Source organism: Flavobacterium sp. LAR06, assembly GCF_041946075.1.
Lineage (GTDB): Bacteria > Bacteroidota > Bacteroidia > Flavobacteriales > Flavobacteriaceae > Flavobacterium.
Window position 1 is genome coordinate 26,405 of record NZ_JAUTYT010000003.1, and the last position, 25,133, is coordinate 51,537.

The window sequence follows — 25,133 nt, forward strand, 5'->3', positions numbered from 1 at the left end:
TTTGAAAAAAGAGAAAAAAAATAATAAATATAAAATACCACAATGTTTTCATAAGGAAATCACTGTGGTATTTTTTGTTAAAATGAATTATACATATGAATGTTATAGCAAAGACAAAATAAAATACTATTCTCTTTATGAAATGAAAGATAAATTTATAGGGAAAGTCGGAGCTAAAGAAAGAGACAAATACGAGAAAAAACTTCTCAAACATATTTCTAAATTGAAATAATCTCTCAAGTAAATCTTTGTCAAAGTTTGAAACTTTGACAAAGATAGTTGTACATAGTAAACCCGACAGGCTTTTAACCTGTCGGGTTAGTTGTTTTTAAAAAGTAACTTGTAAAAGATTAAGATTCTATTAAAAAACTTAAATTTGATTTTGTAATTAAAATTGTTACGATTATGATTAGACAAATCTTAGGAGTTATTATTGGTTACGCCATTTTTGTAATTAGTTCGATATTTCTTTTTAAATTCTCAGAAGTGAATCCACATGAAGAGGCTTCGAAATTATTTATGGTTTGGACTTTTTTTACGGAATAGTTTTTTCGTTCATCAGCGGACTTGTGGCTCAGTTAACATCAAAGGCTAAAAACTTGAAAGTTAATTTTGTGCTTTTTGTGATTATGGCTGGTTTTGCGACTTTTTCGCTTCTTAAATCAGGTGGTAGTTCCTGGACGCAATTGCTGGCGATTTTTATTTTTGCACCTGTTTCTGTTTTGGGAGGATTGTTTTGGATTAAAAGAATTAAGAAATAATGAAGTACTTTAAAACTTTTTGTATAGGTCTTTTTTTTGTGATTTTAAGTTGCGAAAAGAAAATTGATAATTTTGCTCCAACAATAAACCTTAAGGAACTTTTAAAAAATGAAAAGCTAAACAAAGCATATTCCGAATTTAGAATTGACAATGTGGGGCTGTTTTCTGGAATAGAAGAAAGAGAAAGCTTTATGAAATTTGCAAGAGAAACAAATAATGATGTTTTAATATCACTAACAGAGTGTGATAAGCCAATTATTCGCTGTTATGCTTTTAAAGCATTGGTAGAAAAAGATTATCCTTATGTCAGACAGGTCCTATTTAAGCATAAAAATGATAATGCGCTTATTGAATATGGAGCAGGTCAATGTATTAGAATGAAAAGAACAGTAAGCTCATATATGCTGTTACAGCTTGATCCATATTCTAAAAGTAAAAACAAATTTACTAAAATTGAATACGATAAAATTCAAAAAGAGTTTTGGAAAGAATAAAATGTACTCTTTAATAAAGATAGTTGCGCATAGTAAACCCGACAGATTTTAAAAACCTGTCGGGTTTGTTTTTAATCTAAAGTTAAAGGTTTTAAAAACAACAACTATTCGTTCTTGTCTAGCCCCGATAGAAGTGGAAATCCTTTTATGTCCGCCGTGGCGGACATAAAAGATTGGAACGGATAGCGGGACAGGACGTCTTGAAAAACCCAAAATCATCTGCTCCTGAACAATTGGCTGATAATCATTTAGAATTGTTTTGCTATTACAAATATTTGTATTAATTTTGCAAACCTTTTGGCAAAGAAGAGTTTCCTTTAGGTATCAACTATTTATGTAAAACAACTTCTGTTTTTTCTACTGCTTTATGAAACTCGAGGAAAACAGAATACAAATTTTTTATCAGCATGTCTGAACAATTAAAATCACAAGAAGAGTTTTTAGCAAATTTTAACTGGCATAACTTCCAAGAAGGAATTGATGCAGTAGATGAGAAAAACTTACAAGAATTCGAAGAACTAGTTTCAAAAACTTTCATCGCTACAGATCAAGAAGAAGTAGTTGAAGGTGTAGTTGTTAGAATTACAGATAGAGACGTTATCGTTGATATCAACGCAAAATCGGAAGGTGTTATTTCTTTAAACGAATTCCGTTACAACCCGAACTTAAAAGTTGGTGACAAAGTAGAAGTATTAATCGACATCCGTGAGGACAAAACAGGTCAATTAGTATTATCTCACAGAAAAGCACGTACTATTAAATCATGGGATAGAGTTATTTCTGCAAATGAAACAGGAGAAATCGTTAATGGTTTTGTAAAATGCAGAACTAAAGGTGGTATGATCGTTGATGTTTTCGGAATTGAAGCTTTCTTACCTGGTTCTCAAATTGACGTTAAGCCAATTAGAGACTACGATGTATATGTAAACAAAATGATGGAATTCAAAGTGGTAAAAATTAACCACGAATTCAAAAACGTTGTTGTATCTCATAAAGCGCTTATCGAAGCTGATATCGAAGTACAGAAAAAAGAAATCATCGGTCAATTACAAAAAGGACAAGTATTAGAAGGTGTTGTTAAAAACATTACTTCTTATGGTGTGTTCATTGACTTAGGTGGTGTTGACGGATTAATTCACATTACTGACCTTTCTTGGAGTAGAATCAACCACCCAAGTGAAGTTCTTGAATTAGACCAAAAATTAAACGTTGTAATCCTTGATTTCGATGATGAGAAAACAAGAATTCAATTAGGATTGAAACAATTAAACGCTCACCCATGGGATGCTTTAGATGCTAATTTAACTATTGGTGATAAAGTAAAAGGTAAAGTAGTTGTAATCGCTGATTACGGTGCATTTATCGAAGTTGCTGAAGGTGTTGAAGGTTTAATCCACGTTTCTGAAATGTCATGGTCTACACATTTACGTTCTGCTCAGGATTTCGTAAAAGTTGGAGATGTTGTTGAGGCTGTTATCTTAACTTTAGATAGAGATGATCGTAAAATGTCATTAGGTATCAAACAATTGACTCAGGATCCATGGACTGATATTACTTCTAAATACCCAGTAGGTTCTAAACATACAGGTATCGTTAGAAACTTTACAAACTTTGGTATTTTCGTAGAATTAGAAGAAGGAATTGATGGATTAATTTATATCTCTGACTTATCTTGGACTAAGAAAATCAAACACCCATCTGAATTTGTAAATGTTGGTGAGAAACTTGATGTAGTTGTATTAGAATTAGATGTTGAAGGACGTAAATTATCTTTAGGTCACAAACAAACTACTGCTAATCCTTGGGATCAATACGAAGATTCTTTCGCTGTAGGAACTATCCACAATGGTGAAATTTCTGAAATTGTTGACAAAGGAGCTACTGTAGAATTCGGAGATGATATCGTTGCTTTCATTCCTACTCGTCACCTTGAAAAAGAAGACGGAAAGAAATTGAAAAAAGGTGATACTGCTGATTTCAAAGTAATCGAATTCAACAAAGAATTCAAAAGAGTAGTTGCTTCTCACACTGCTATCTTCCGTGAAGAAGAAGAGAAAAACGTGAAAGCTGCAACTGAAAATACTTCATCTGCTTCATCTACTAATGCACCAGCTGCAACTTTAGGAGATAACAATGATGTATTAGCTGCATTAAAAGCTAAAATGGAAAAAACTGAGAAAAAATAATTCTTAGTTTCCTCTAAATAGAAAGTCCCACAGCAATGTGGGACTTTTTTTTATCTTTTTAGTTTCGAGTTTTCTTTGTTTCACGTTTCAAATTGTTACTTTGAGAAGTGAAATTTTAAAATTGATTATCATAATTTTCAGGAGCTATTTCCAGCTATCATTCCAATCTTTTGCGCCTCCCGAAGCCTCGGGACCGGCACAAAAGGATTTTTCCTTCTATCTGGCTAGGGCAGTCATTTTCAAAAGTAGTTTGATTATTTTACAGCTAATAATTTTGATTCTTCGGGAGTAAATTCATTGACAATTGCATACGTATCAATTTTTGCAATTGCCATTTCATCTAAAATATCTACCAAATTTTTAAAATTTGACTTTTTGCTCGGTTTTATAATTACAATTGGACCGTTTCTCGGTCTTCCAATTTTTGTAGAATATTCTCGAATAATTTTATTTTTAATTGCTAATTCTTTTCTGATTCCATTTTTACCATAATTTAAAATTTTGAGATTTTCTAACGAATAAAATAAAGGCCCAGAATAAGTAACTATTTTATCATTATCATCGAGTAAAATAGTTATTAAACGATCATCAGCTCCTAAACCACAATGTATGACGTGACTCCATTTGTCTTCGTAATATTTTTCAGGTAAACTTAAATCCATCACTTTCGGCTTAGCCAACTCAATCGTAACCATAAAAAATATAATCAACAAAAATGAAACGCTGACCATTGCCGTTAAATCAACTCTTGTGCTTAATTTTTTACTTCTTACTTTTTTTGGTAGATTTTCCATGGTTTGAAATGTTTTATTTAGAAGCTAATAACTTTGATTCCTCTAGAGTATATTCGTCTACAATTGCATACGTATCAATTTTTGCAATTTTCATTTCATCTAAAATATCAACTAGATTTTTAAAGTTACTTTTTCGACTAGGTTTTATAATTACTATCACACCACTTTTTGGTTTTCCAACTGATATCATATAATCACTTACTTCTTTCTTTTTTCTATATACTTCTTTACGAATTCCATTCTTTCCAAATTCAATTTTCTTTGCTGTATACATGTCAAATTCTAATATCCCTGAATAAGTTATGATTTTATCATTTTCGTCCAATAAAATTGTATATAAACGATTTCCCCTACTACAACCACCTTCACCGCCACATCCAAGCTCTTTATCTGGTAGCGCTAAATCAAAACCTTTTGGTTTTGCTAATTCGATTGTAACCATAAAAAATATAATCAGCAAAAATGAAATGCTCACCATTGCGGTTAAATCAACTCTTGTATTCAACTTTTTGCTTCTTACTTTTTTGGGTAGATTTTCCATAAATGAATCAATTTTGTTATTAAAGTTAGTAATAAAAGTAATACAATAAGATTGTCGGTTTAAAAAATATTTAAAAATAAATTAACGAATTAATATGTTGGTTTATAGGAGTTTTTGAAGTTTTTTCAATGGTTTAAAATGTTTTTTGAATTTTTCGTAAAACCAAATCGAAAACTATCCCGTAAATGAGCTTATAACTTAAAATAGTATTTATGAAAACTAGAAAACTTTTAGCCGTAGCAATCTTAACACTTGGATTTGCATTTACATCTTTTGCACAAAAAACAGTAATGGTTGGTGGAGCTGCAATGTATCCTAATAAAAATATTGTCGAAAATGCCGTTAACTCCAAAGATCATACTACATTGGTCGCTGCTGTAAAAGCTGCAGGTTTAGTTGAAACATTGCAAAGTAAAGGACCATTCACCGTTTTTGCCCCAACAAATGCAGCGTTCGATAAATTACCAGCAGGAACTGTTGAAACATTAGTGAAACCAGAGAATATCAAAACATTGCAAACGATCTTAACCTATCATGTTGTTGCCGGAAAAATGAACTCTTCTGATATTGCTAAAGCAATTAAAATGGGTAAAGGAAAAGCAACGCTTAAAACTGTCAGCGGTGGAACTTTAACTGCGTGGATGGATGGTGCAGCTTTATACATTAGTGACGAAAGCGGTAACAAATCTAAAGTTACAATTGCTGATGTGAATCAATCTAATGGTGTAATTCACGTGGTTGATACTGTGTTATTACCAAAAATGTAATACTTATTCAAACTACAAAAAAATAAAAATTCCAAATCCCACCTTTAAAAGTTGAATTTGGAATTTTATTTTTGAGATTTTATAGTTTTATCTTTTAGCTGTTAAAGTCGATCCGGCAGAAGCAACAACTACACAAACCACAGCCAAAATTTCATAAAAACTTAAACTTTCCTGCAAAAAAATAAAAGCACAAATTGCTGCAGCAGCTGGTTCTAAGCTCATTAAAATACTAAAAGTACGTGGAGGAAGCTGACCTAATGCTTTCATTTCTAGAGTAAACGGAATAGCACTAGACAAAAGAGCCAATGCGACTCCCATACCCAAAAACTTTGGAGTAAGATTAGCAAGTCCGTTTTCGAGAAGCCCGAAGGGTAATATTAAAATAGCAGCAAACAGCATTCCGGTAGAAACAGCCTGACCACCATTCATAATTTTGGAAATTTTTCCACCCAAAACAATATAGGCTGCCCAAAGTGCACCTGCTAAAAGAGCAAATACAACGCCAAGCAAATCGATTCTGTCATTGGACCACGGAGCAATTAATACAATACCCATTGCCGCAAGCAAAACCCAACAATAATCAATTAATCTTTTAGATCCGATTATGGCAACTAATAAAGGCCCTATGAATTCTAAAGTGACAGCCAGTCCAATCGGAATTCTTTCAATAGCCAAATAAAAAATTAAATTCATAGCACCCAAAGCTAAACCATACGGCACCACAATTTTCCACTGATTACCGGTGATTTGTTTTAAGTTTGGTTGGTACGCTAAAAGTAAAATTATAGCCGAAATCCCAATTCGTATAGAAGCCGTTCCTGCCGCACCAATTGCGGGAAACAGCGTTTTTGCAATAGCTGCACCACATTGTACACTTATGATTGATAATAATACTGCAGGGACAGGAGGAAGGTTGAATTCTTTATTTTTCATGCGAAATTGAAATGGACTGCAAAAGTACGAAATAAGTTTCGAAGGATACATTTCAATCCAGTTCAAATAGGAAAAATGTGTTATAAAGAAGCAACTAAAAAAGTAAGATTTTATTCTAAAGCACGTTTTGTTACATAGGCACGATAACCAATAATAGCCATCTGCCATTTTTTTGCTTTAGAAATATCTAATCCTTGTTTGGTAAAACTTGGTAAAAGGATTTTATTTATTTTGGCTAAAATTTTAAACATAGTAGGTTTGTTTTTTTCAAAGATATAAAAAAGACTTTGCAGTTGTGCAAAGTCTTTTTTATTGGATTACAATAGTCTGTTATTATGATTTTTTAGAAAGCTGTCTTTTAATTTTTTCAAGCATCTCTTTTGCATTTGAATTATCAGGTGATAACTCTAGCGATTTTTCATAGTTTTGCTTAGCTATTTCGAATTGATTGTCATTAAAGTAACTTTCAGCCAAACTGTCAAATGCGCCGCCTGATTTCGGGTTTTCTTTGGTGTTCAATTCAAAAACTTTAATGGCGTCATTCAGTCTGCCATTATTCATTAAGGTATAGCCGATGGTATTTAATCGGTACTCAAAATTCCAATCGGGATGATTTTTTTTAATCGCCAAATAATTTTTTAGTGATGCTGAAATTTCGAGTTTCAAAAAATCCTGATTAATTTTTTCTCCAGCTAAAAGATAACCATCCGTTAGTGTTTTATCTACAAGTGAAGCGACATGATTTATAACCTGACTTTGAACGTATAAACTAGAATATTTATGACCATTAGATAAAAAGATAATCGTTACATCATTATTGGTAAACTTTCTAAAAGCAGTTTCATTACCTCCAGTAAAACCATACGAGAGAATTTTATTTACAGGAACAATTTCCCAGCCATATGCAAAACGATCTGTATTATTAGCAAAAGGAAAGGGTTGCCACATCGAATATTTAGTTTCTTTTTTAAGATAAACATCTTTATCCAGATTTTTATTCCATTTAATAAATTCAGATAATGTAATGTTTAATCCATTTGCTGAATGTGAATCAGGGCCGCTGTTATAATTGTTTTTCTCGTATTTCTTATTTTCGATATTATAATTATAACGAACAGCACCATTTGGAGTGATTTGTCCAAAATTGGATAAAAAGAAAGCATTAGATTTTGCGTCTGGAAATTGATTTTTTAAAATATACTCTTCAAAAGATTGACCTGTAATTTTTTCAATGATTTTGGCTAAAAACAAATAATTGGTTTGATTGTAACGGTATTGATTGCCAATCTCAAATTGCATTGGTTTTTTTGCCAGCAAAGAAATTTTTTCAGTATACGGCAATGAAAACGAAATGTCTTCAAATTGTACAATGTCTGGAAGACCAGAAGAATGTGTCAGTAAATTTTTGACTTTTGTTTCCTGCCATTCTTGGGGTAAATTCTCTAAGTATTTAGAAATTGGATCTTCTAAAGATAACTTACCGGTTTCTATAAGTTGAAAAACACCAACACTTGTAATTAATTTGGTTGTGGAGAAAATTTTAAAAGCAGTGTTTTTATCCACTGCTTTATTTTCTTCTAAGTTGGCTTTTCCAAAATAGTTCTCATAAATTATTTTTCCGTCTTTTATTACGGCTAATGCCGCACCAGGAATTTCGTTTATTTCAATTACATTTTCAATGTATTGATCGATTTGTTCTTCTGTAGATCTACGTTCTTTATTTTGACTAAAAGAAAGATTAAAAATGAATAGAAGAGCGACGAAAATAGATTTTTTCATTTATGAATTTTAGAAGTGAATATTTGAAAATTAAGATTTTTTACTTTCTTTCTCCATTTTCTTCATTTCTTTTTCATAAGCTTTCATGTCCTTTTCGTAAGCTTTCATACTCTTTTCATACTCTTTCATGTCTCTTCCAACTGTTTCTTCTATGTACTTTCCGTACTTTTCCATCTCAACGCTGAATTTTTCCATGGCAATTTCATACTTTTCCATATCCTTACCATACATCGCTTCATGTTTAGACATGATTTCATCAACTTGTTTTTCGTAAGCAGAAAGAGTTGGTTCAAAAGCTTCCATTTTTCTCTCAAACTCAGCCATATCTTTCTCGAAATTGGCCATCGCTACTTTATCTCGTGGGTTTGCTGGCGGTGCCGGCGCTTTAGGCATTTTCGACATGTCTATAGTTGGTAACTTTGGCATTGATCCGCCAGGAAAAGCGGGTGCTGCCGGAGGTGTAATAATATCTATTCTTGGAGGAGCCGGTGGAGCAGGAGGTGCAACATGCATATCATTAACATCAGGACCATCTACTTCATCAACATCTGCAACGCGATCCTGAAGCATCATGGAGTCGTTTGCTTCACCATCTGTAACAACGCCAATTTTTTTAACATTATCGTCGTCAGTTGATACCACAAGATCAAAGCTTTTTATTGCTTCGTCTCCATTTATCTCAATGGTCTGAACCTCATGAGACCCTTTTTTAATGTTCATTTTGATGGCTGTCAATTCACTATCTGTGTTTCTTTTGACATTCGAGATAGCAACATCAAAATCGTGTTTTTGTTTTATTTTTTCAGAGATTACTTTTAATTCCTGATCTGTTGTTGTTTTTTCGATTTTGTAAACATCATCTGAAGCAGCTGTAGAAACTTGCTGAGTTTCTTTTTTCTCTTGCGCTATGATTTCTATTTGAAATAAAAATACAAATGCAGCAAGTGCCGGAATTATGGTGCAATACTTCCAGTAATTTGTTTTTTTTGATTGATTTTTGTTTAACATGACAATTCGTTTTTTGATTAATGATTGATAAAAATGATTGGTGATGGCAACACACGTTTCATGCGTTGTTATTTTTAAAAGCGTGTATTGGTACGCTTTTTTGTCTGATATTTTTTTGGCAGCTTCATTATCCGCGATGAACTCAAGATTTTGAAGAATTGCTTTTTTGTATAACCAAATAATAGGATTGAACCAAAATAGCACACAAAAAATTCTTGAAATAATCACATCTACTGTATGATTTTGATCACTATGAACTTTTTCATGTTCTAAAATACTTTCTAATTCTGAAGCGCTGTACAGTGATGAGTTGTATACGATATAATCAAAATAAGAAAATGGCGCAATGTTTTCCTCAATATCAATAAATTTAAAATCTGCTTCCTGCTGTATTTTTTTACCTTTTAAAACGGAGTTCAAACTATAAAAATCAGTTGCAAACTTTATGATAAGCGCCAGAAAACCAATTCCGTAAATAATAAGCGCAACATAATTCCAATTGATTTCAAAAGACTCTTCTGCAATACTATTATTAATAGATGGAGTATATCCAGCAGCATAATTCATAACAGGCATTGGAGTAGGGTCGACCCATACAATTTTGGTGTAAACCACAAAAGGCAAAACTACTGAAGTGATAAGACCGGCTAATAGGAACCATCTGTTGCTATTGAAAAAAGTTTCTTTACGTAGTAATAAAAAGTAAGCGCAGTAAAATAATACTAATAATCCGCTTGATTTGGCAATAAAAGTGAAAAATGCTTCCATAATGCTTATTTGTCTTTGTTTGGTTTTTCAATCATAGCTAAGATTTCGCGTAATTCGGCCGCTGAGATTTTTTCTTCTTTGGCGAAAAACGAAACCATACTTTTATAAGAACTGTTGAAATAATTATCAATTGCAGTACTCATGAAACCTTTTCTGTAATCTTCAATACTTACAATTGGGAAATATTGGTGTGTATTTCCAAAAGCATTATGACTTACATATCCTTTCTCTTCCAAATTTCGAACAATAGTCGAAAGCGTATTATAATGCGGTTGATCTTCTGTGATTTCTGCCTGAATTTCTTTTACAAAAGCTTTTTTAAGCTTCCATAAAATATGCATTATTTCTTCTTCTTTGTTGGTTATTTTTAACATGGTTTTGGTTAGTTTTTAATTTCAAATTGAAAATTATTCTTTAGTTTCAATTTCAATAACACTATTTTTATCATCTTCACCATCTTTAGCTGATGTTTTTGAACTTTTATAAATATGTACTGTTTTAATGTTGTCGGAGTTCAAATCTCTAATTTTTCCATCATAAACAACTTCTCCGTTGACAATAATTAATTGCTTTGATTGCGTATTAATATTGTCGTTTGATACTACACTTATGTTTGTTTGCAGTTTTGGCTCAATAGTTATATTTTTATTATAACCAACTTTAACATTCGTATTTATCTTAGTATTTACATTAGTATTTACATTAGTATCTGTATTATTTGCACTAGTGCTTGTACTAATGCTTGTATGAGTATTATCAGTAGTTTTAACATCACAGTTGGTTTTAGAGTTTATAACTTTTTTTACTTCGACTTTACGTTCTTTATCAACGATTTTAATTTCGTCAATTTGCTTGTCCGTTTTTAAACCTATTTTTTTAGAACCGTCACTTTCAGTTTCAATAACAATTTCACAATCTTTTATTGCTTTATTTCCTTTGACGCTGTAAGACTGTGATTGTTCAGAACCTCTTTTTAGATCAAATCTAATAGCTGTTAACTCATTTTTTGAATTTCTTTCAACGTCAGAAATCTTTGCATCAACATTATGATTTAGCTTCATTTTTTTAGCCATTTCTTTTAATTGTTGATCAGTTGTTGTTTTGTTTATTTTGTAAACATCAACAGAACCCTCTTTTTTGCTAAGTTCTTTCGTTGCAATTTCTCTTTTTTCTTTTGCAATTACTTCAACCTGAAATAGAAGTACAAAAGCGGCGAGTGCTGGAATGACAACATAGAGTTTCCAGGAGCTCCTTTTTTTTGATTGATTTTTGTTTAACATGACAATTCGTTTTTTGATTAATGATTGATAAAAATGATTGGTGATTGATAGACAACTTTCATGAGTTGTAATTTTTAAAAGCGTGTATTGATAGGCTTTTTTATCTGATATTTTCTGAGCTGCTACTGCATCTGCGATAAATTCAAGATTTTGAGTTATTGCTTTCTTAAATAGCCATATTACTGGATTAAACCAAAATAATATAGAGAAAGCTCTCGCAATCAAAACATCCATCGTATGATTTTGATCACTGTGCACTTTTTCGTGCTCCAAAATGCTTTCTAATTCAGAAGGCGTGTACATTGATGAGTTGTACACTATATATTCAAAATAGGAAAATGGAGCAATGTTTTCGTTTATATCAACAAATTTAAAATCAGCTTGTTGTTTTATTTGTTTTCCTTTTATAACTGAATTTAAACTATAGAAATCAAAAGCAAATTTTATAAGTAAAGCTAAAACTACAATAGTATAGATAGCAACTAGTACTAAACTCCAGTTAATTTCAGAAACATCTTTTTCTATTTGCGCTGAATATAACGATGCATAATTTACATTTGAAAGTGGAGTTGGATCAACCCAAATCACTTTAGTATAAACTACCAATGGAAGTATTGCTGAAGTAATTAAACCGGTCAATAAAAACCACCTGTTACTATTGAAAAAAGTTTCTTTGCGTAACAAGAAATAGTAAGCGCAATAAAATAAAATAACTAAGCCTGCTGATTTTGCGATATAAATAAAAAGTGCTTCCATAAACAATATTTTTACTTGTCTTCTTTTGGAGTTTCTATCATGGCCAGGATTTCACGTAATTCAGCTGCAGAGATTTTTTCTTCTTTGGCAAAAAATGAAACCATATTTTTATAAGAGCTATTAAAATAATTATCAATAGCCGTTTTCATGTACTTTTTGCTATAGGCTTCTAAAGTAATTATCGGGTAGTACTGATGTGTATTCCCAAAAGCATTATGTGCTACAAAACCCTTTTCCTCAAGATTACGAACAATAGTCGAAAGTGTATTGTAATGCGGTTGATCTTCAGTTATCTCAGCCTGAACCTCTTTTACAAAAGCTTTTTTAAGCTTCCATAAAATGTGCATGATTTCTTCTTCTTTGTTGGTTAACTTTTGCATGTTTTCTAATTTTAATTCAAACATACAACTATTTTTCTAGTTACGCAACTATAAAAATAGTTATTTAACTAAAAATTAAGTTTGATTTGAATTAAAAACAGAGAAAATCGATTCAAATTTAAAAGTAATAAATTGAATTTGAGCAATTTAAGCGTTAAAATTGTTTAAATGTTTTTTTCGAGAAGTAAGGCTTTTTTAATCCAGAAACAACAAAGAGTAGCCACAACTCCAATAGAAGCCATGAAAAACCAGTTGATTTGGTAACCTAATCGGGTGATGATTTCAAAACCAACTTTGGAACTAATAATATGAGCCAAACTAAAACTCATAGTATACAATGCCATATAACGGCCTTCCTGACCACGCGGGGCACGACTTAAAGCGAAAGCATTAGAAAAGGGAAAGGTTAAAATCTCTCCAATTGAAATACAAATCATGCTAATAACAAGAATTCCGGCCCAGATATTTATAAGAAGCAAAAAGAAACTTGAAGCCATAACAAAGGATCCCAGAATAATGATTTTAATTTTCGGGAAACCTTTACGCTCCATAAATCCAACCGTTGGCATTTCTAAAGCAAAAATCAAAAGTCCGTTTAAAGTCATTAATAAACCGGTTTGAAATTCACTTAAGTCGAATTTCTCATTATGATATAAAGGAAGCGTCGTGAAAAGCTGAAAGAAAATCATAGCCGTTACAAAACTCACAAATAAGAAAACCCAAAAGATTCGATCATAAAAAACTGATTTTTTATTTGATGCGCTTTCCATTTTATCACCGTGGTCAACTTTTTTCTTTTCTTTTACTAATAAAGCAAAAATAGAAATCGATATTATACAAGAAGCACCGTCAACCAAGAACAATCCAGAGTAACCAATTCCCATAATAATCAATCCGCCCAAAGCTGGTCCGGCAGCGAAACCTAGATTTACGGCTAAACGCACTAATGTCAAAGCACGTGTTCTATTTTCGGGTTTAGCGTACGCTCCGAGAGATACGAACATTGCTGGTCTGAACATGTCTGCAATGACCATTAAAAGGAACATCGCAATACACAATCCCCAAAATGTTGTTATATATTGTACAAAGAAAAGGGAGACTCCGCTGGTAAATAAACTGAAAATCATGATTTTGTAAAACCCAATTTTATCCGAAAGTTTTCCTCCTAGCCAAGATCCCAACATCGAACCTAAACCAAATGCAACCATAATCCAACCAACCTGATTATAAGAGAAATGAAGGTCTTCCTTTAAGTATTTTGATAAAAAAGGAAGTACCATAGTACCGGCACGATTGATGAAAGTGACTAATGTAAGTATCCAAATTTCTCTTGAAAATCCCCTAAAATTATTGATGTAGTGGTTGGCTGCAGTTTTAAGCATTATAAAAATATGTTATTTGCAACAAAGTTAGGAAACTTTGTCACGTATCGCGGTTGCTGCTTTGTTACTTTTAAACTATTTTTGTTCAAAATTTCCAAGATGAAGAAAATCGCATTTCTTACTTTATTATTAACTTTTAGTTTTGGCTTCAGTCAAAAGAAATTTGATAAAAAAGAAACAGAAAAATTTCAGAAGACTATCAATTCAGAATATGCTGATCCTAAGACGAGTCCGTTAATGGAAGAAGATCTAAAAGTTTTTAAAACTTTAGATTTTTATCCTATTAATGCCAAGTATTATGTCAATGCAAAATTTGTAAAGGCCAAAAATGAAAAAGTTTTCGAAATGAAAACGACCGGAACAAGAACACCAAAATATATCAAGTACGGTACTTTATACTTTACTCTTGAAGGTAAAGCATTGCAATTAAATGTATATAGAAGTATTGATCTTGCGAAAACAGATGAATATAAAGATCATTTGTTTCTCCCTTTTTCAGATTTAACTTCAGGAAAGGAAAGTTATATAGGAGGAAGATACATTAATTTGAAGATTCCAAAAGGAAATACTATTGCTGTTGATTTCAATCAGTCTTACAATCCGTATTGTGCTTATAACCATAAATATTCTTGTCCGTTAGTTCCTTTGGAAAATGATTTGAATATTGAAATTAAAGCAGGAGTAAAGACTTTTCACTAATGGAATTCTTTAATTTTCATACACACCAATTTACAAATCAACCCAATATTTTGGAATTGGTCAATCAGTATCCAAATGAGTTTGATACTTCAATTCCATATTATTCTATCGGAATTCATCCGTGGTATATTGTTCAGGATAGAATTGAAGCTGATCTGAAAATTATTGAAGAAAAATTGCAAACGAAAAATTGTCTTGCGATTGGAGAATGCGGTTTAGATAAAAGAATTGAAATTACGCTAGATCAACAAATTATAATTTTTGAAAAGCAATTGGCTTTAGCCGAAAAGTATAAAAAACCTGTCGTTATTCATTGCGTAGCTGCCTTTCAGGAAGTAATTGAAATTAAGAAGAAAATGAAAATCTCCGTTCCGATGATTATTCACGGGTTTTCAAAAAATAGTCAACTGGCAAACCAATTAATTAAGGAAGGATTTTATATTTCTTTTGGAAAATATTTACTGAGAAATCCGGAATTAAAAATAGTATTTCAGCAAATTCCAAGCGATCGGTTTTTATTGGAAACTGATACGATTGAAGAAAATATTCAGCAGGTATATGATTTAGCTGCAGGATATAAAAACATAACAATTAAAGAGTTACAAGAGGTTATTTCAAGTAATTTTGAAAGAATATTTCAGAGAATAGAGAATAGAGAGTCAAGACTTTAGAGTGAAACCTGAAACTTGACTCGAGGCTTTAGCCTAATTGGCGAAGCAAACAAAATAAAACAAAATAAACAAAAGATTTTATGGCAGAGTGGACAGAAAGAGCCGAGCTTTTATTTACAAAAGAGGGATTAGAAAACTTAAAAAACTCCAATGTTTTGGTAGTTGGTCTAGGAGGAGTAGGATCGTTTGCCGCTGAGTTTTTGGCGAGAGCGGGAGTAGGGAGTATGACAATAGTTGATGGTGATGTTGTTGATATTACTAATATTAATCGTCAATTACCAGCCTTGCATTCAACAGTTGGACAACCAAAAATTACTATTGTTGGAGATCGTTTAATGGATATTAATCCGGAATTAAAACTAACGCGAGTTGAGGAATTTTTATCTCCGGAAAGAGCTTTTGAAATCGTTTCTCCTGAATTTGATTACGTTTTGGACTGTATAGATAGTATTACGCCAAAACTTAATTTGATTATTGCAGCAAAACGCAAAAGAGTAAAAATATTAAGCAGTATGGGTGCTGGCGGAAAAATGTTAGCTTCAAAAGTAAAAGTAACGGATATTTCTAAAACAATAAACTGTTACTTTTCTAAGACCATCCGTAAACGTCTAAAAGCAGAAAAAATCAATAAATTAAAGGTGGTATTTTCTTCTGAAATCCAAGATGAAAAAAGCTTAAAATTAACCGACGGGAAAAACTTCAAAAAATCTTTCTACGGAACAAACAGTTATATGCCAGGCTTATTTGGTCTTCACGCAGCAGAAACGGTGATTCGTCACTTACTTAAAAAAGAGTAGAAAAAAGACGCTAAGATGCTAAAGTTCTGAGTTACTAAGTGTGTGGCTTAAAAACTTAGAATCTTAGTTTCTCAGAACCTTAGCAACTTAAAAAAAGATGATAAAAACAGTAATTTTTGATATGGATGGTGTCATCGTAGATACTGAACCTGTACACCGTTATGCCTATTACAAGCAATTTTCAGAGTTAAATATTGAAGTATCTGAGGAAATGTATACTTCGTTTACCGGATTATCAACCCGAAATACATTTCAGAGTTTAAAAGGATTTTTTCCAACTATTGATCACGAAGTTGAAGATTTAATTCAGAGAAAGAGAAATATTTTTAATGATGCTTTTGATACTAAAGAAGATTTGTATTTACTTGAAGGTGTTGAAGATTTGATTAAAGATTTATACGCTAGTGGAACCCAGTTGATTTTAGCTTCTTCGGCATCAAAAGTTACAATTGAACGGGTTTTTACACGATTCAATCTGCATCGGTTTTTCTCTCATATTGTAAGTGGTGAAGATTTTCCACAATCGAAACCAAATCCTGCTATTTTTTTACACGCGGCTTCTTTGTCTATTGCGCCAAAAGAAAATTGTATTGTAATTGAAGACAGTACAAATGGTGTAAAAGCGGCAAAAGCAGCCGGAATTTATTGTATAGGATATAATAGCCAGCATTCGAATTTACAAGATTTGTCTGATGCTGATACAATTATCAATCATTTCAATGAATTGAACGCTGAAAAAATATCACAATGGGACGCTTGAATTAAGTTAAATTTAACATTTGTTCCCTAATTGAATTTGTAAATTTGAACAAAACAAATAAAACCTAATAATGAAAAAAATACTTATTGCATTAGCTATTATTTTAGCCCCATTTGCTACAGAAGCACAAATAAAAACACCACAGGCAAGTCCAAAAGCTTATATTAAACAAACAGTTGGTTTAACAGATGTTGAAGTTACCTATTCAAGACCTGGAGCAAGAGGTAGAGCTGTATTCGGAAATTTAGTTCCGTTTGGTAAATTATGGAGAACGGGAGCTAATGAAAACACAATCATTAATTTTAGTGATGATGTTATTATTGACGGTAAAACATTAAAGAAAGGAAAATATGCAATTTATACTATTCCTAAAATCGAAAGCTGGGAGGTGATTTTTTATCTTTCTACAGACAACTGGGGATTACCTGAAAGCTGGAGCGATGCTTATGTTGCCTTGAGGACTACAGTTAAAGAAAATGCATTACCAACTCCGGTTGAAAGTTTTACAATTGGAATCAATGGTTTAGATCCGAACTTCGCTTATTTAGAAATGGCTTGGGAAAATTCTCATGTAGCATTAAAATTCGAAGTTCCAACAGCAAAAGCGGCTACGGCAAGTATCGATAAAGTTTTGGCTGGACCATCTTCAAATGACTACTTTGCTGCAGCGCAGTATTTGTTCCAATCAAACGGAAACATTGAAACTGCAAGAACGTACGTTGATAAATCGTTAGATATGAGTACTGAAAAACCATACTATATCTTAAGATTAAAATCATTGATTCAGGCAAAACAAGGTGATAAAAAAGGAGCTGTTGAAACTGCAAAAGTTTCATTAGCAGCTGCTGAAACTGCTAACAATCAGGATTACGTAAAAATGAATAAAGACAGTATTGCGGAGTGGAGCAGATAAGGCTTTAAACTTCAAAATTCCAATCCCGAATTCTCGGGATAAAAATCCAAATTCCAAGGCTTGTAGAAGTTTTAGAATTTGGATTTTTTTTTATCTATAAACTAGAAAAAAAAACATAGACAGACTTGTCTGTATGTGTAGAAAGTTTTATACATTTGTAATCATAAATTTTAATTGGAATGTCGCCGAAAGAACGAATTTTAGAGAAAACAGCTGTATTATTTCATCAGCAAGGTTATAATGCTACTGGTATTAATCAGATTATTGAAGAGGCTAAAGTGGCAAAAGCCAGTTTTTATCAGCATTTTAAATCAAAAGAAGATTTATGTGTTGCCTTTTTAGATGCACGTCACACTTTCTGGTTTAATCAATTGAAAGAATTTACAGTTGATGAAAAAGAAACTAAAGCAAGAATAGTGGCTTCCTTTGATTTTTTGATCTTTATGAATAAAAAAGAGAACTTCAGAGGCTGTAGTTTTCTGAATATACTTTCGGAAATTCCTTCAGATAATATTAAAATTTTAAATGTACTTCAGAATCACAAACATGATTTAAGAGTTTATTTTCAGAATATTATCAAGGAAAAACTGTTATCAGATCATGTGTACTTATTGTTTGAGAGTTGTATAGTCGAAAGTCAGTTATTTAAATCAAATCAGCTTATTGAACAATCAAAAAAAATCATACAAACTTTAATTTTATAAAAATGGAACAAAAATTACCATTGCCACCTTTCAATTTAGAAACGGCAAATGAAAAAATTCAATTAGCAGAAGATGCCTGGAACAGCCAGGATCCGGAACGAGTTTCGAAAGCGTACACAGTTGATAGCGAATGGAGAAATCGTGATCAATTTGTAAATGGAAGGGAAGAGATTGTGCTCTTTTTAACTCAAAAATGGAAAAAAGAAATTAATTATAAATTGAAAAAAGAATATTGGGCACATACAGAAAACAGGATTGCAGTTCGATTTGAGTATGAATATCAGGATCTTAACGGAAACTGGTTTAGGGCCTACGGAAATGAAAATTGGGAATTTGATTCGAATGGTCTAATGCAAAAAAGATTTGCCAGCATAAATGATCTTGCAATTAAAGAAGAAGACCGAAAATTGTAATAATTAATTCATACTTGGCGGTTCTGGAATTTTGATACTTCTTTTGATTTTTTTCACGATCAAAAGATAGAACGTAATACCACCTAAAATAATCAGCAATGCAATCTGGAGTTGTCCAAGACTATTATTGTCGTTATACATCTTATTTGCACTGGCTAGTTTAGCTTTACCTTCTTTTATCTGAATTTGAGATAGTGATTCGAGAGTTTTAAGAGCTTCTCCGCTGGAATAAGCAATTTTGCTCCAGTTTTTATTTTCAACCTGATTGTTAATTTCTTTGCAGGAAGCTAAAAAAGCATCAAAATGCTCTTTTTCTTTATTGGTTAAAACTGTTTTGGCATACAAATCATCGATACTGTGAACGATTTTTAAGGTGTGAATGATTTCATCTTTTTTAATATTATCACTTAAGTCCAGTTTTTCAGCTTCGCTTTTTATAAAATGAAGTTCTTTTGCATATTGAAAAATGTAATGTGACACCATTAAACGATCGTTGTAAATGGCATTAATGTTTTCGTTTACATTTTTAGAGTTTCGTAACGTATTGAAATTACTCAATAAGATGATCAACATTACAATCAGTAAAATGAAAGCCGCTTTTGTTTTATTGCTGTATTTCTTTAGATCTTTCATAGTGATGCGAATTTTTAGTCGGAATATGTTCAAAAAATACAGCTGTAATACTAAAAAAAAAAGAGTAGTAATCTCGTATTTATTGTGATAAAAAGCTTCCTTTTATATTTTTTTCAATACTTTTTACAGCTGCTATTGGTACAATTTTCATGTTTTTACTTCCTTTTACAGCATAAAAGTAATAAATGCTGTTTGAGCCAATAAGATAAATCTGCTCTGACTCGCCGCTATTATAACTTACTTTATAATCATACTTAGCTTTATTATTTTTAATATTTTTTAAAGTAAAATAACCTGAGCCAATACCCGTTCCCATAAATAAGGACAATAGTACTATGGCAAAAATCTTGAAGGAAATCAAATTGTAGTAATTCTTTGCTTCCTGTTGTGATAATTCTGCTGTAGATTTTAGTTCAAATGTTTTCTGTACCGTTTTATTTCCACGATGTTTTAGCAGCAGCTTTGGTAAATAAAAATGAAACGAAAAAAGTACAATAATGAGTATTAAAGTTATAGGGTTTGAAGTAAACTCAGCAATTGGACTAATTAAGATGTCCATAATAGTAGAGTATTTCAAAATATTAATACCGAATTGATAATAAAAAAAACTTTCTTTTAATATTCCTAATACTACGAGATAGAGATATCCTAAAGGAAGTAATGTTTGAATGTCTTCTGAAAATTTCATTTGAAAATCTTTGTTTAAGATTAATTTTGAGACATACTAAAATAGTGCTTTTTAATTACAAATTGTAGAAGAATTGTTTATTTAGAAAAGAGATTGTCGAATTATTGGTTTGTTTTAACTGTTTTCATTGGAAAATCTAATAAAATTAATCTTTATAGTTAAACAGTAAACATTTTCAATCCTATCGATTTTACATGTTACTTAATATTTTTCTTTGCAAACAATAAGAAAATAGCAAAAGCAATATTCAATATCGGAATAAAATTAAAAATGACAAACGTAGGATTGGCATTTAAATCTCTCCATCTCCTTGTAGTTGCGGCTTGCATTGGAACAAATGTTATTAAAATAATAAGACAGGTATAAAATATATTAGGATTTTTTCATTATCTAAATTAACACTACGCTGCAAATCTACAGCTAAGCAGGACAATAAAAGAAATAAAGAACAATAAATTGCGTATTCAATTCTTCCTGATTTTTCAGTGAAAGAAGAACAAAAAAACAGCGCGTTTTTTAACTTATCCATGTTGATATTGATAGTTACTCCAAGACTACTTCCTCCACATCTGGTTTCCCTTTAAAAAACAAAAACTGCATCACTAACGCCAACACTATTGTCAATATAGCACCAATAAAGTTCAACCACAAATAACCTAGTTTTTCCTGCGTATAAATCATGAAATAATAGATGATAAAAATGGTGATTTGGCTAATAATGGCACTATAAAACATTGGCTTTGCCTGAACGTGACGAAGATAGAACCCAACCAAAAAGATCCCTAAAACAGTTCCATAGAAAATAGATCCAATGATATTTACCAGCTGAATTAAATTCTCAAACAAAGTACCTACGCAGGCGAAAAGTATCGCTATAACTCCCCAAAACAAAGTGAAGAATTTGGTTGCGTTCAAATAATGCTTTTCCGATTTCTCAGTTTTCAGATTTCGTTTGTAAATGTCAATTGCTGTTGTTGAAGCCAAAGCATTTAATCCCGAAGCTGTTGATGACATTGCAGCCGATAAAATTACCGCCAACAACAAACCAATTAAACCTTTTGGCAAATAATGTAAAATGAAATGAAAAAAAACATAATCTTTATCATTGGTTTCACTATTGCTGTCGGCTTTCGAAATGATTTCTTTGGCACGATCCCGAAGGTCTTTTTCTTTGTTGGATAAAGCTACTAATTCTTTACGCAAAATAGGATTGTCATAATCCTGATTGAGCTGATCGATGTATAATAAATTGACAACTTTTTTATCTTCTGAAAGCGTAATCAGTTTTTTCTCTAAAGCGTGATATTCTTCTTTATAAGCCGATTTTTCAATTACAATTTTATTATTTGGATTAAAATTTAATGGAACAGGATTGAATTGAAAAAAGACAAATACCATAACTCCGGTTAACAAAATAAAGAACTGCATTGGAACTTTTAAAAGCCCGTTCATAATCAATCCCATTTGACTTTCACGAACTGATTTTCCGGATAAATAGCGACCAACCTGAGACTGATCTGTTCCGAAATAGGCGAGGGCAAGAAAAAAACCTCCCGTAATTCCACTCCAAAATGTATATTTTTCTTCCGGATCAAAAGAGAAATCAACAATATTCATTTTGTCATTGGCACCTGCAATATGCATCGCACTGGTAAAAGTCATATCGTTTGGTAAGTAATGCAGAATCAGGAAAAAGGTGATAAACATTCCGGACATAATTACAAACATTTGTTGTTTCTGCGTTACGTTGACGGCTTTTGTTCCTCCTGAAAAAGTATAAATGATAACTAAAACACCAATCATGATGTTCATCGCAGTTAAATTCCATCCTAAAAGCGCTGAAAGAATAATAGCCGGTGCATAAATAGTCAATCCGGTTCCTAAACCTCTTTGCACTAAAAAAAGAATGGCAGCAAGAGAACGTGTTTTAACATCAAAACGTTTCTCCAAAAACTCATATGCAGTATAAACTTTATTTTTATGATATAACGGAATAAAAGTCACACAAATCACAATCATGGCAATTGGTAAACCAAAATAGAATTGTACAAAACCCATTCCGTCATGATAAGCCTGTCCTGGTGTAGATAGAAATGTAATCGCGCTGGCCTGAGTTGCCATCACTGAAAGTCCAACAGTATACCAAGGCGTTTCGTTGTTTCCTAAAATAAAATCCTCAACGTTTTTACTTCCTTTGGTTTTCCAGGAACCATATCCAACAATGAATAAAAGAGTAACAATCAGTACGATCCAATCAAATAGTTGCATAGGTTATGAGTATAATTGCATGATTAAGAAAAAAATCAGGATGTAAATGGCATTGGCTACCAAAACATAGGTGTAGCTTTTCTTCCATTTTTTTTGTTTTTTAGCTTCCATTTTTTGCGATTTTTATTTCTTTAGTTCTTGTTTAGGCGCTTCAATAGGTTGTTTTAATGAAATGATATTCGAAAGCAATCTATAGGCTCCGGCAACACCTTCCGGTAATTCTCTAAAAAAGCTTAAACCAGTGTAAATATAATATCCTTTTCCGTATGGCGCGACTAATAAAGCACCATCTTTAGCAGATTCTCCTTTATCGTGAGACGAAATAATAGGAGTGAAGGCGGCATCATATTGGTCTGGATAATACAAACCTTGCTCTTGTGTCCAGCCTTTAAAATCGTTTTCACTGATTTTATTTGGTGTATTTAAAACTGGATGATTGGGTGCTAAGAAGGTTACTTTGGCATTCTCTTCGGTCACACGATCGTTCGAAACCTTCAAAGAATATGGCGCAATCTGATCTGTTACCATTTTTCCAGAAGTATTATACTGTACAATCATGTTTTTTCCACCTTTTACAAAATCAAATAGTACCTTTTGTTTGTTAGCCAGAGCATTTACCGTATTGTAAGCGCGAACTCCTGTAATAACAGTACTAAAAGAATCTAGTCTTTCAGGTGTAATTTCCTCGGGTTTCAAAATGGTAACTTTATAGCCCATTTGAGCTAAACTTTCGGGTACTTCATCACCGGCACCCATAATATAAGCAATAACATCACCTGAAGTTTTTAAATCAATTCTAATGCATTTTGATTCACCAGGTTTTAAAACCATTTGTTTGGTAATATGGCTGTAATCAATAATAGTTTCGTCTTTATCAAAACGCTTATTGTCAACAATAGCAACTGCTTTAGCAACAGTTTCTTCCTGATTTACAGGAGGAGTAACTTCAAAATAAAACGTTTGTTCACTTCCTTTTTTAGTTAAAGAAAATGGAATCTGTTTTGGCGAAACTACCCAGCTTTTTGGTAAGTCTAGTTGTAAATTCCCTGTAATAGCATTTTTTCCAGCGCGTACTTTTACCGGAATCATTTTGCTTTTGGTATCTTTAAATATCAGGACTTTTTCAGAAATTGAAGTGGTAACTTCTGGTACAATATCAAGGAAATTGTACATTTCTCCTTTTACGCCGTCATTGTATTTGTAAACAACAGTTCTTTCAAACGGAATTTCAACTCCATTGATTTTTACATTGAAGACCACTTTTACTTCTCTGATAATGTCCGGAATTCCAATGTTTTCCTGATTTGAAACAGTGTACATTCCAACACTTGCTTTTTCTTTAAGCCAGTAGGGCTGTGTGTATTCTAAATTTTCAGGAAGCTGAATTTGAAGAATACTTTTCTGATTGTTATTATTCTTTAAAACACTGTTTTGTATCGTTGTTTTGTTATCTGGTAAAGAAGTAACGCTTGTCAATTGCATTTCAGTCGAACATCTGTTAATTGCTTCAAGGCTCAGTTTGATTGTACTTCCTGGTGTTGCTTCCTGTTCGCTGGCGACAGCTTCAAGATATAAACCGGAACATGAGGCTATTATGTTTTTTATTGCTGCCGTTTTTAGAGGTTTCCAATGATCATCATCTAAAGCCTGAATCATTGTATATGCTTTTATCAAGTCAGGAATACTTGCTGAAGGATTAGTGAAATCGTATTTTGAAATTATTTTAGAAATTAAATCCCCAACTGGCTTTCCGTTTTTAACACGGTTCCATGAAGTATCGATGCCATCAAATAAATTATCTCTTTCTATCGGAGATTCTCCATTAATGAGTTCCAGATACTCCGTTTCTTCACCACGCGCTCCCGTACTTCCAAAACCTTGAGACTGATGACGGCTTCTGCTTAAAGCGGCAATTTCCTGATTTGATTTTCCAATTCCGGTGTAATAAACTCCCGTTTCTAATCTGGTAAACTTTGATTTATTGGCCGCGTCAAATTTTTCCTGACTTCCATAAAACCACCATGATGGATTAAAAAATTGGCGTTTAACCTGCCAGGGTTTTACATATTTTAATTGTTCTGGATATATTTTAGGATCATTTGTCAATTTAAAACTTTCCACACTCAACATAGCCGATGATGTATGATGCCCATGAGTAGTCCCCGGCGAACGATGATCGAATCTATTAATAATTACATCTGGTTGAAATTTTCTGATAGTCCAAACGACATCAGCAAGCACTTTATCTTTATCCCAGATTTGTAAAGTTTCATCTGGATTTTTAGAAAATCCAAAGTCGTTTGCACGTGAAAAAAACTGTTCTCCGCCATCAATCTTTCGGGCTTCTATTAATTCTTGTGTTCTGATTACACCAAGTAATTCACGCAATTGCGGACCAATTAAATTCTGACCTCCGTCGCCACGAGTCAATGACAAATAACCCGTCCTGGCATTTATTTCATTTGCCATATAGGAAATTAACCGTGTGTTTTCATCATCAGGATGTGCAGCCACATATAAAACAGAACCTAAAAAGTTAAGTTTTTTTATTTGATTATAAATCTCAACAGAACTTGGTTTTTGTGGTTGTTGTGCAAATGAAATAGAAATCCCGGTTAAAAAAAAGAAGAGAATTTGTAACTGAATTTTTCGCATAGCGTATTGTGGTGTTTTGGAAAGAGGTTCAAAAATAGTAATTATATTGCTGAACACGATTTAAATGAAATGTTAATGTTTAGTTATTGAATTTCTTTCAACA

28 protein-coding genes are annotated in these 25,133 nt (G+C 32.2%); 13 read left to right on the plus strand and 15 right to left on the minus strand.

Annotation, left to right across the window (positions count from 1 at the left end; all coding sequences use genetic code 11):
* The first annotated feature begins 1 nt into the window (after position 1).
* The 5 genes from Q7C23_RS05145 (at position 2) to rpsA (ending at position 3,441) form a co-directional block, all read left to right on the plus strand.
* On the plus strand, positions 2-232 hold the full coding sequence (locus tag Q7C23_RS05145) for a hypothetical protein (RefSeq protein ID WP_375031498.1): 231 nt from the start codon (positions 2-4) through the stop codon (positions 230-232).
* 173 nt (positions 233-405) lie between these two features.
* Complete coding sequence (locus tag Q7C23_RS05150) at positions 406-546, plus strand: hypothetical protein (RefSeq protein ID WP_375031499.1); 141 nt, start codon at positions 406-408, stop codon at positions 544-546.
* 53 nt (positions 547-599) lie between these two features.
* Entirely contained in the window at positions 600-761 is a 162-nt protein-coding gene (locus Q7C23_RS05155) for a hypothetical protein (protein ID WP_375031500.1), read from the plus strand.
* The gene (locus Q7C23_RS05160; protein ID WP_375031501.1) at positions 761-1,255 is read left to right on the plus strand and encodes a hypothetical protein; all 495 of its coding nucleotides are present in this window, start codon (positions 761-763) and stop codon (positions 1,253-1,255) included. The genes Q7C23_RS05155 and Q7C23_RS05160 overlap by 1 nt, the downstream gene beginning before the upstream one ends.
* A 407-nt stretch (positions 1,256-1,662) precedes the next feature.
* Complete coding sequence (rpsA, locus tag Q7C23_RS05165) at positions 1,663-3,441, plus strand: 30S ribosomal protein S1 (protein WP_089354646.1); 1,779 nt, start codon at positions 1,663-1,665, stop codon at positions 3,439-3,441.
* Between the two features lie 254 nt (positions 3,442-3,695).
* Here the strand turns inward: rpsA and Q7C23_RS05170 are convergent, their stop codons facing one another.
* Positions 3,696-4,235 carry an ExbD/TolR family protein gene (locus tag Q7C23_RS05170; RefSeq protein ID WP_375031502.1) on the minus strand — a complete coding sequence of 180 codons (540 nt, stop codon included), beginning with the start codon at positions 4,233-4,235 and terminating at the stop codon, positions 3,696-3,698.
* A 13-nt stretch (positions 4,236-4,248) separates the two neighbouring features.
* Positions 4,249-4,776, minus strand: a complete 528-nt coding sequence (locus Q7C23_RS05175) for an ExbD/TolR family protein (RefSeq protein ID WP_375031503.1) — start codon at positions 4,774-4,776, stop codon at positions 4,249-4,251.
* Between the two features lie 212 nt (positions 4,777-4,988).
* Between Q7C23_RS05175 and Q7C23_RS05180 the strand changes: the two genes are divergently transcribed.
* The gene (locus Q7C23_RS05180) at positions 4,989-5,543 is read left to right on the plus strand and encodes a fasciclin domain-containing protein (RefSeq protein WP_375031504.1); all 555 of its coding nucleotides are present in this window, start codon (positions 4,989-4,991) and stop codon (positions 5,541-5,543) included.
* Positions 5,544-5,630: 87 nt separating this feature from the next.
* Here the strand turns inward: Q7C23_RS05180 and Q7C23_RS05185 are convergent, their stop codons facing one another.
* From Q7C23_RS05185 to Q7C23_RS05220, 8 genes are all read right to left on the minus strand, one after another.
* Positions 5,631-6,476, minus strand: a complete 846-nt coding sequence (locus Q7C23_RS05185) for a DMT family transporter (protein ID WP_375031505.1) — start codon at positions 6,474-6,476, stop codon at positions 5,631-5,633.
* 110 nt (positions 6,477-6,586) lie between these two features.
* Entirely contained in the window at positions 6,587-6,727 is a 141-nt protein-coding gene (locus Q7C23_RS05190; RefSeq protein WP_056191105.1) for a hypothetical protein, read from the minus strand.
* A gap of 82 nt (positions 6,728-6,809) precedes the next feature.
* On the minus strand, positions 6,810-8,255 hold the full coding sequence (locus Q7C23_RS05195) for a serine hydrolase (RefSeq protein WP_375031506.1): 1,446 nt from the start codon (positions 8,253-8,255) through the stop codon (positions 6,810-6,812).
* Between the two features lie 30 nt (positions 8,256-8,285).
* Entirely contained in the window at positions 8,286-10,031 is a 1,746-nt protein-coding gene (locus Q7C23_RS05200) for a M56 family metallopeptidase (RefSeq protein ID WP_375031507.1), read from the minus strand.
* Between the two features lie 5 nt (positions 10,032-10,036).
* Positions 10,037-10,405, minus strand: coding sequence for a BlaI/MecI/CopY family transcriptional regulator (locus Q7C23_RS05205; RefSeq protein ID WP_375031508.1), 369 nt, complete (start codon positions 10,403-10,405; stop codon positions 10,037-10,039).
* A 33-nt stretch (positions 10,406-10,438) separates the two neighbouring features.
* On the minus strand, positions 10,439-12,067 hold the full coding sequence (locus Q7C23_RS05210; RefSeq protein ID WP_375031509.1) for a M56 family metallopeptidase: 1,629 nt from the start codon (positions 12,065-12,067) through the stop codon (positions 10,439-10,441).
* An 11-nt stretch (positions 12,068-12,078) separates the two neighbouring features.
* A complete protein-coding gene (locus Q7C23_RS05215; protein WP_375031510.1) occupies positions 12,079-12,447 on the minus strand; it encodes a BlaI/MecI/CopY family transcriptional regulator in 369 nt (122 codons plus the stop codon).
* A gap of 164 nt (positions 12,448-12,611) precedes the next feature.
* Entirely contained in the window at positions 12,612-13,829 is a 1,218-nt protein-coding gene (locus tag Q7C23_RS05220; RefSeq protein ID WP_375031511.1) for an MDR family MFS transporter, read from the minus strand.
* A gap of 99 nt (positions 13,830-13,928) precedes the next feature.
* Here Q7C23_RS05220 and Q7C23_RS05225 point away from each other — a divergent pair, with 99 nt between their 5' ends.
* The 7 genes from Q7C23_RS05225 to Q7C23_RS05255 all read left to right on the plus strand — a co-directional run bounded on the left by Q7C23_RS05225 (position 13,929) and on the right by Q7C23_RS05255 (position 18,786).
* Positions 13,929-14,528, plus strand: a complete 600-nt coding sequence (locus Q7C23_RS05225; protein WP_375031512.1) for a DUF1684 domain-containing protein — start codon at positions 13,929-13,931, stop codon at positions 14,526-14,528.
* The gene (locus tag Q7C23_RS05230) at positions 14,528-15,199 is read left to right on the plus strand and encodes a TatD family hydrolase (RefSeq protein ID WP_375031513.1); all 672 of its coding nucleotides are present in this window, start codon (positions 14,528-14,530) and stop codon (positions 15,197-15,199) included. Before Q7C23_RS05225 ends, Q7C23_RS05230 begins: the two co-directional genes overlap by 1 nt.
* An 80-nt stretch (positions 15,200-15,279) precedes the next feature.
* Positions 15,280-15,996, plus strand: coding sequence for a ThiF family adenylyltransferase (locus tag Q7C23_RS05235; RefSeq protein ID WP_375031514.1), 717 nt, complete (start codon positions 15,280-15,282; stop codon positions 15,994-15,996).
* A gap of 97 nt (positions 15,997-16,093) precedes the next feature.
* Positions 16,094-16,756, plus strand: coding sequence for an HAD family hydrolase (locus Q7C23_RS05240; protein WP_375031515.1), 663 nt, complete (start codon positions 16,094-16,096; stop codon positions 16,754-16,756).
* Between the two features lie 70 nt (positions 16,757-16,826).
* Positions 16,827-17,669: a DUF2911 domain-containing protein gene (locus tag Q7C23_RS05245; RefSeq protein ID WP_375031516.1), complete on the plus strand. Its 843-nt coding sequence runs from the start codon at positions 16,827-16,829 to the stop codon at positions 17,667-17,669.
* Between the two features lie 179 nt (positions 17,670-17,848).
* Positions 17,849-18,373, plus strand: coding sequence for a TetR/AcrR family transcriptional regulator (locus Q7C23_RS05250; RefSeq protein WP_375031517.1), 525 nt, complete (start codon positions 17,849-17,851; stop codon positions 18,371-18,373).
* A 2-nt stretch (positions 18,374-18,375) separates the two neighbouring features.
* Positions 18,376-18,786 carry a DUF1348 family protein gene (locus tag Q7C23_RS05255; protein ID WP_375031518.1) on the plus strand — a complete coding sequence of 137 codons (411 nt, stop codon included), beginning with the start codon at positions 18,376-18,378 and terminating at the stop codon, positions 18,784-18,786.
* 3 nt (positions 18,787-18,789) lie between these two features.
* On the opposite strand, the gene Q7C23_RS05260 is transcribed toward Q7C23_RS05255, so the two are convergent.
* The 5 genes from Q7C23_RS05260 to Q7C23_RS05280 form a co-directional block, all read right to left on the minus strand.
* A complete protein-coding gene (locus Q7C23_RS05260; protein ID WP_375031519.1) occupies positions 18,790-19,419 on the minus strand; it encodes an MCP four helix bundle domain-containing protein in 630 nt (209 codons plus the stop codon).
* 79 nt (positions 19,420-19,498) lie between these two features.
* On the minus strand, positions 19,499-20,107 hold the full coding sequence (locus Q7C23_RS05265; RefSeq protein WP_375031520.1) for a hypothetical protein: 609 nt from the start codon (positions 20,105-20,107) through the stop codon (positions 19,499-19,501).
* A gap of 197 nt (positions 20,108-20,304) precedes the next feature.
* Positions 20,305-20,478, minus strand: coding sequence for a hypothetical protein (locus Q7C23_RS05270; protein ID WP_375031804.1), 174 nt, complete (start codon positions 20,476-20,478; stop codon positions 20,305-20,307).
* A gap of 172 nt (positions 20,479-20,650) precedes the next feature.
* A complete protein-coding gene (locus Q7C23_RS05275; RefSeq protein WP_375031521.1) occupies positions 20,651-22,375 on the minus strand; it encodes a sodium:solute symporter in 1,725 nt (574 codons plus the stop codon).
* A 123-nt stretch (positions 22,376-22,498) separates the two neighbouring features.
* Positions 22,499-25,030 carry a PIG-L family deacetylase gene (locus Q7C23_RS05280; RefSeq protein ID WP_375031522.1) on the minus strand — a complete coding sequence of 844 codons (2,532 nt, stop codon included), beginning with the start codon at positions 25,028-25,030 and terminating at the stop codon, positions 22,499-22,501.
* Between the last annotated feature and the right edge of the window lie 103 nt (positions 25,031-25,133).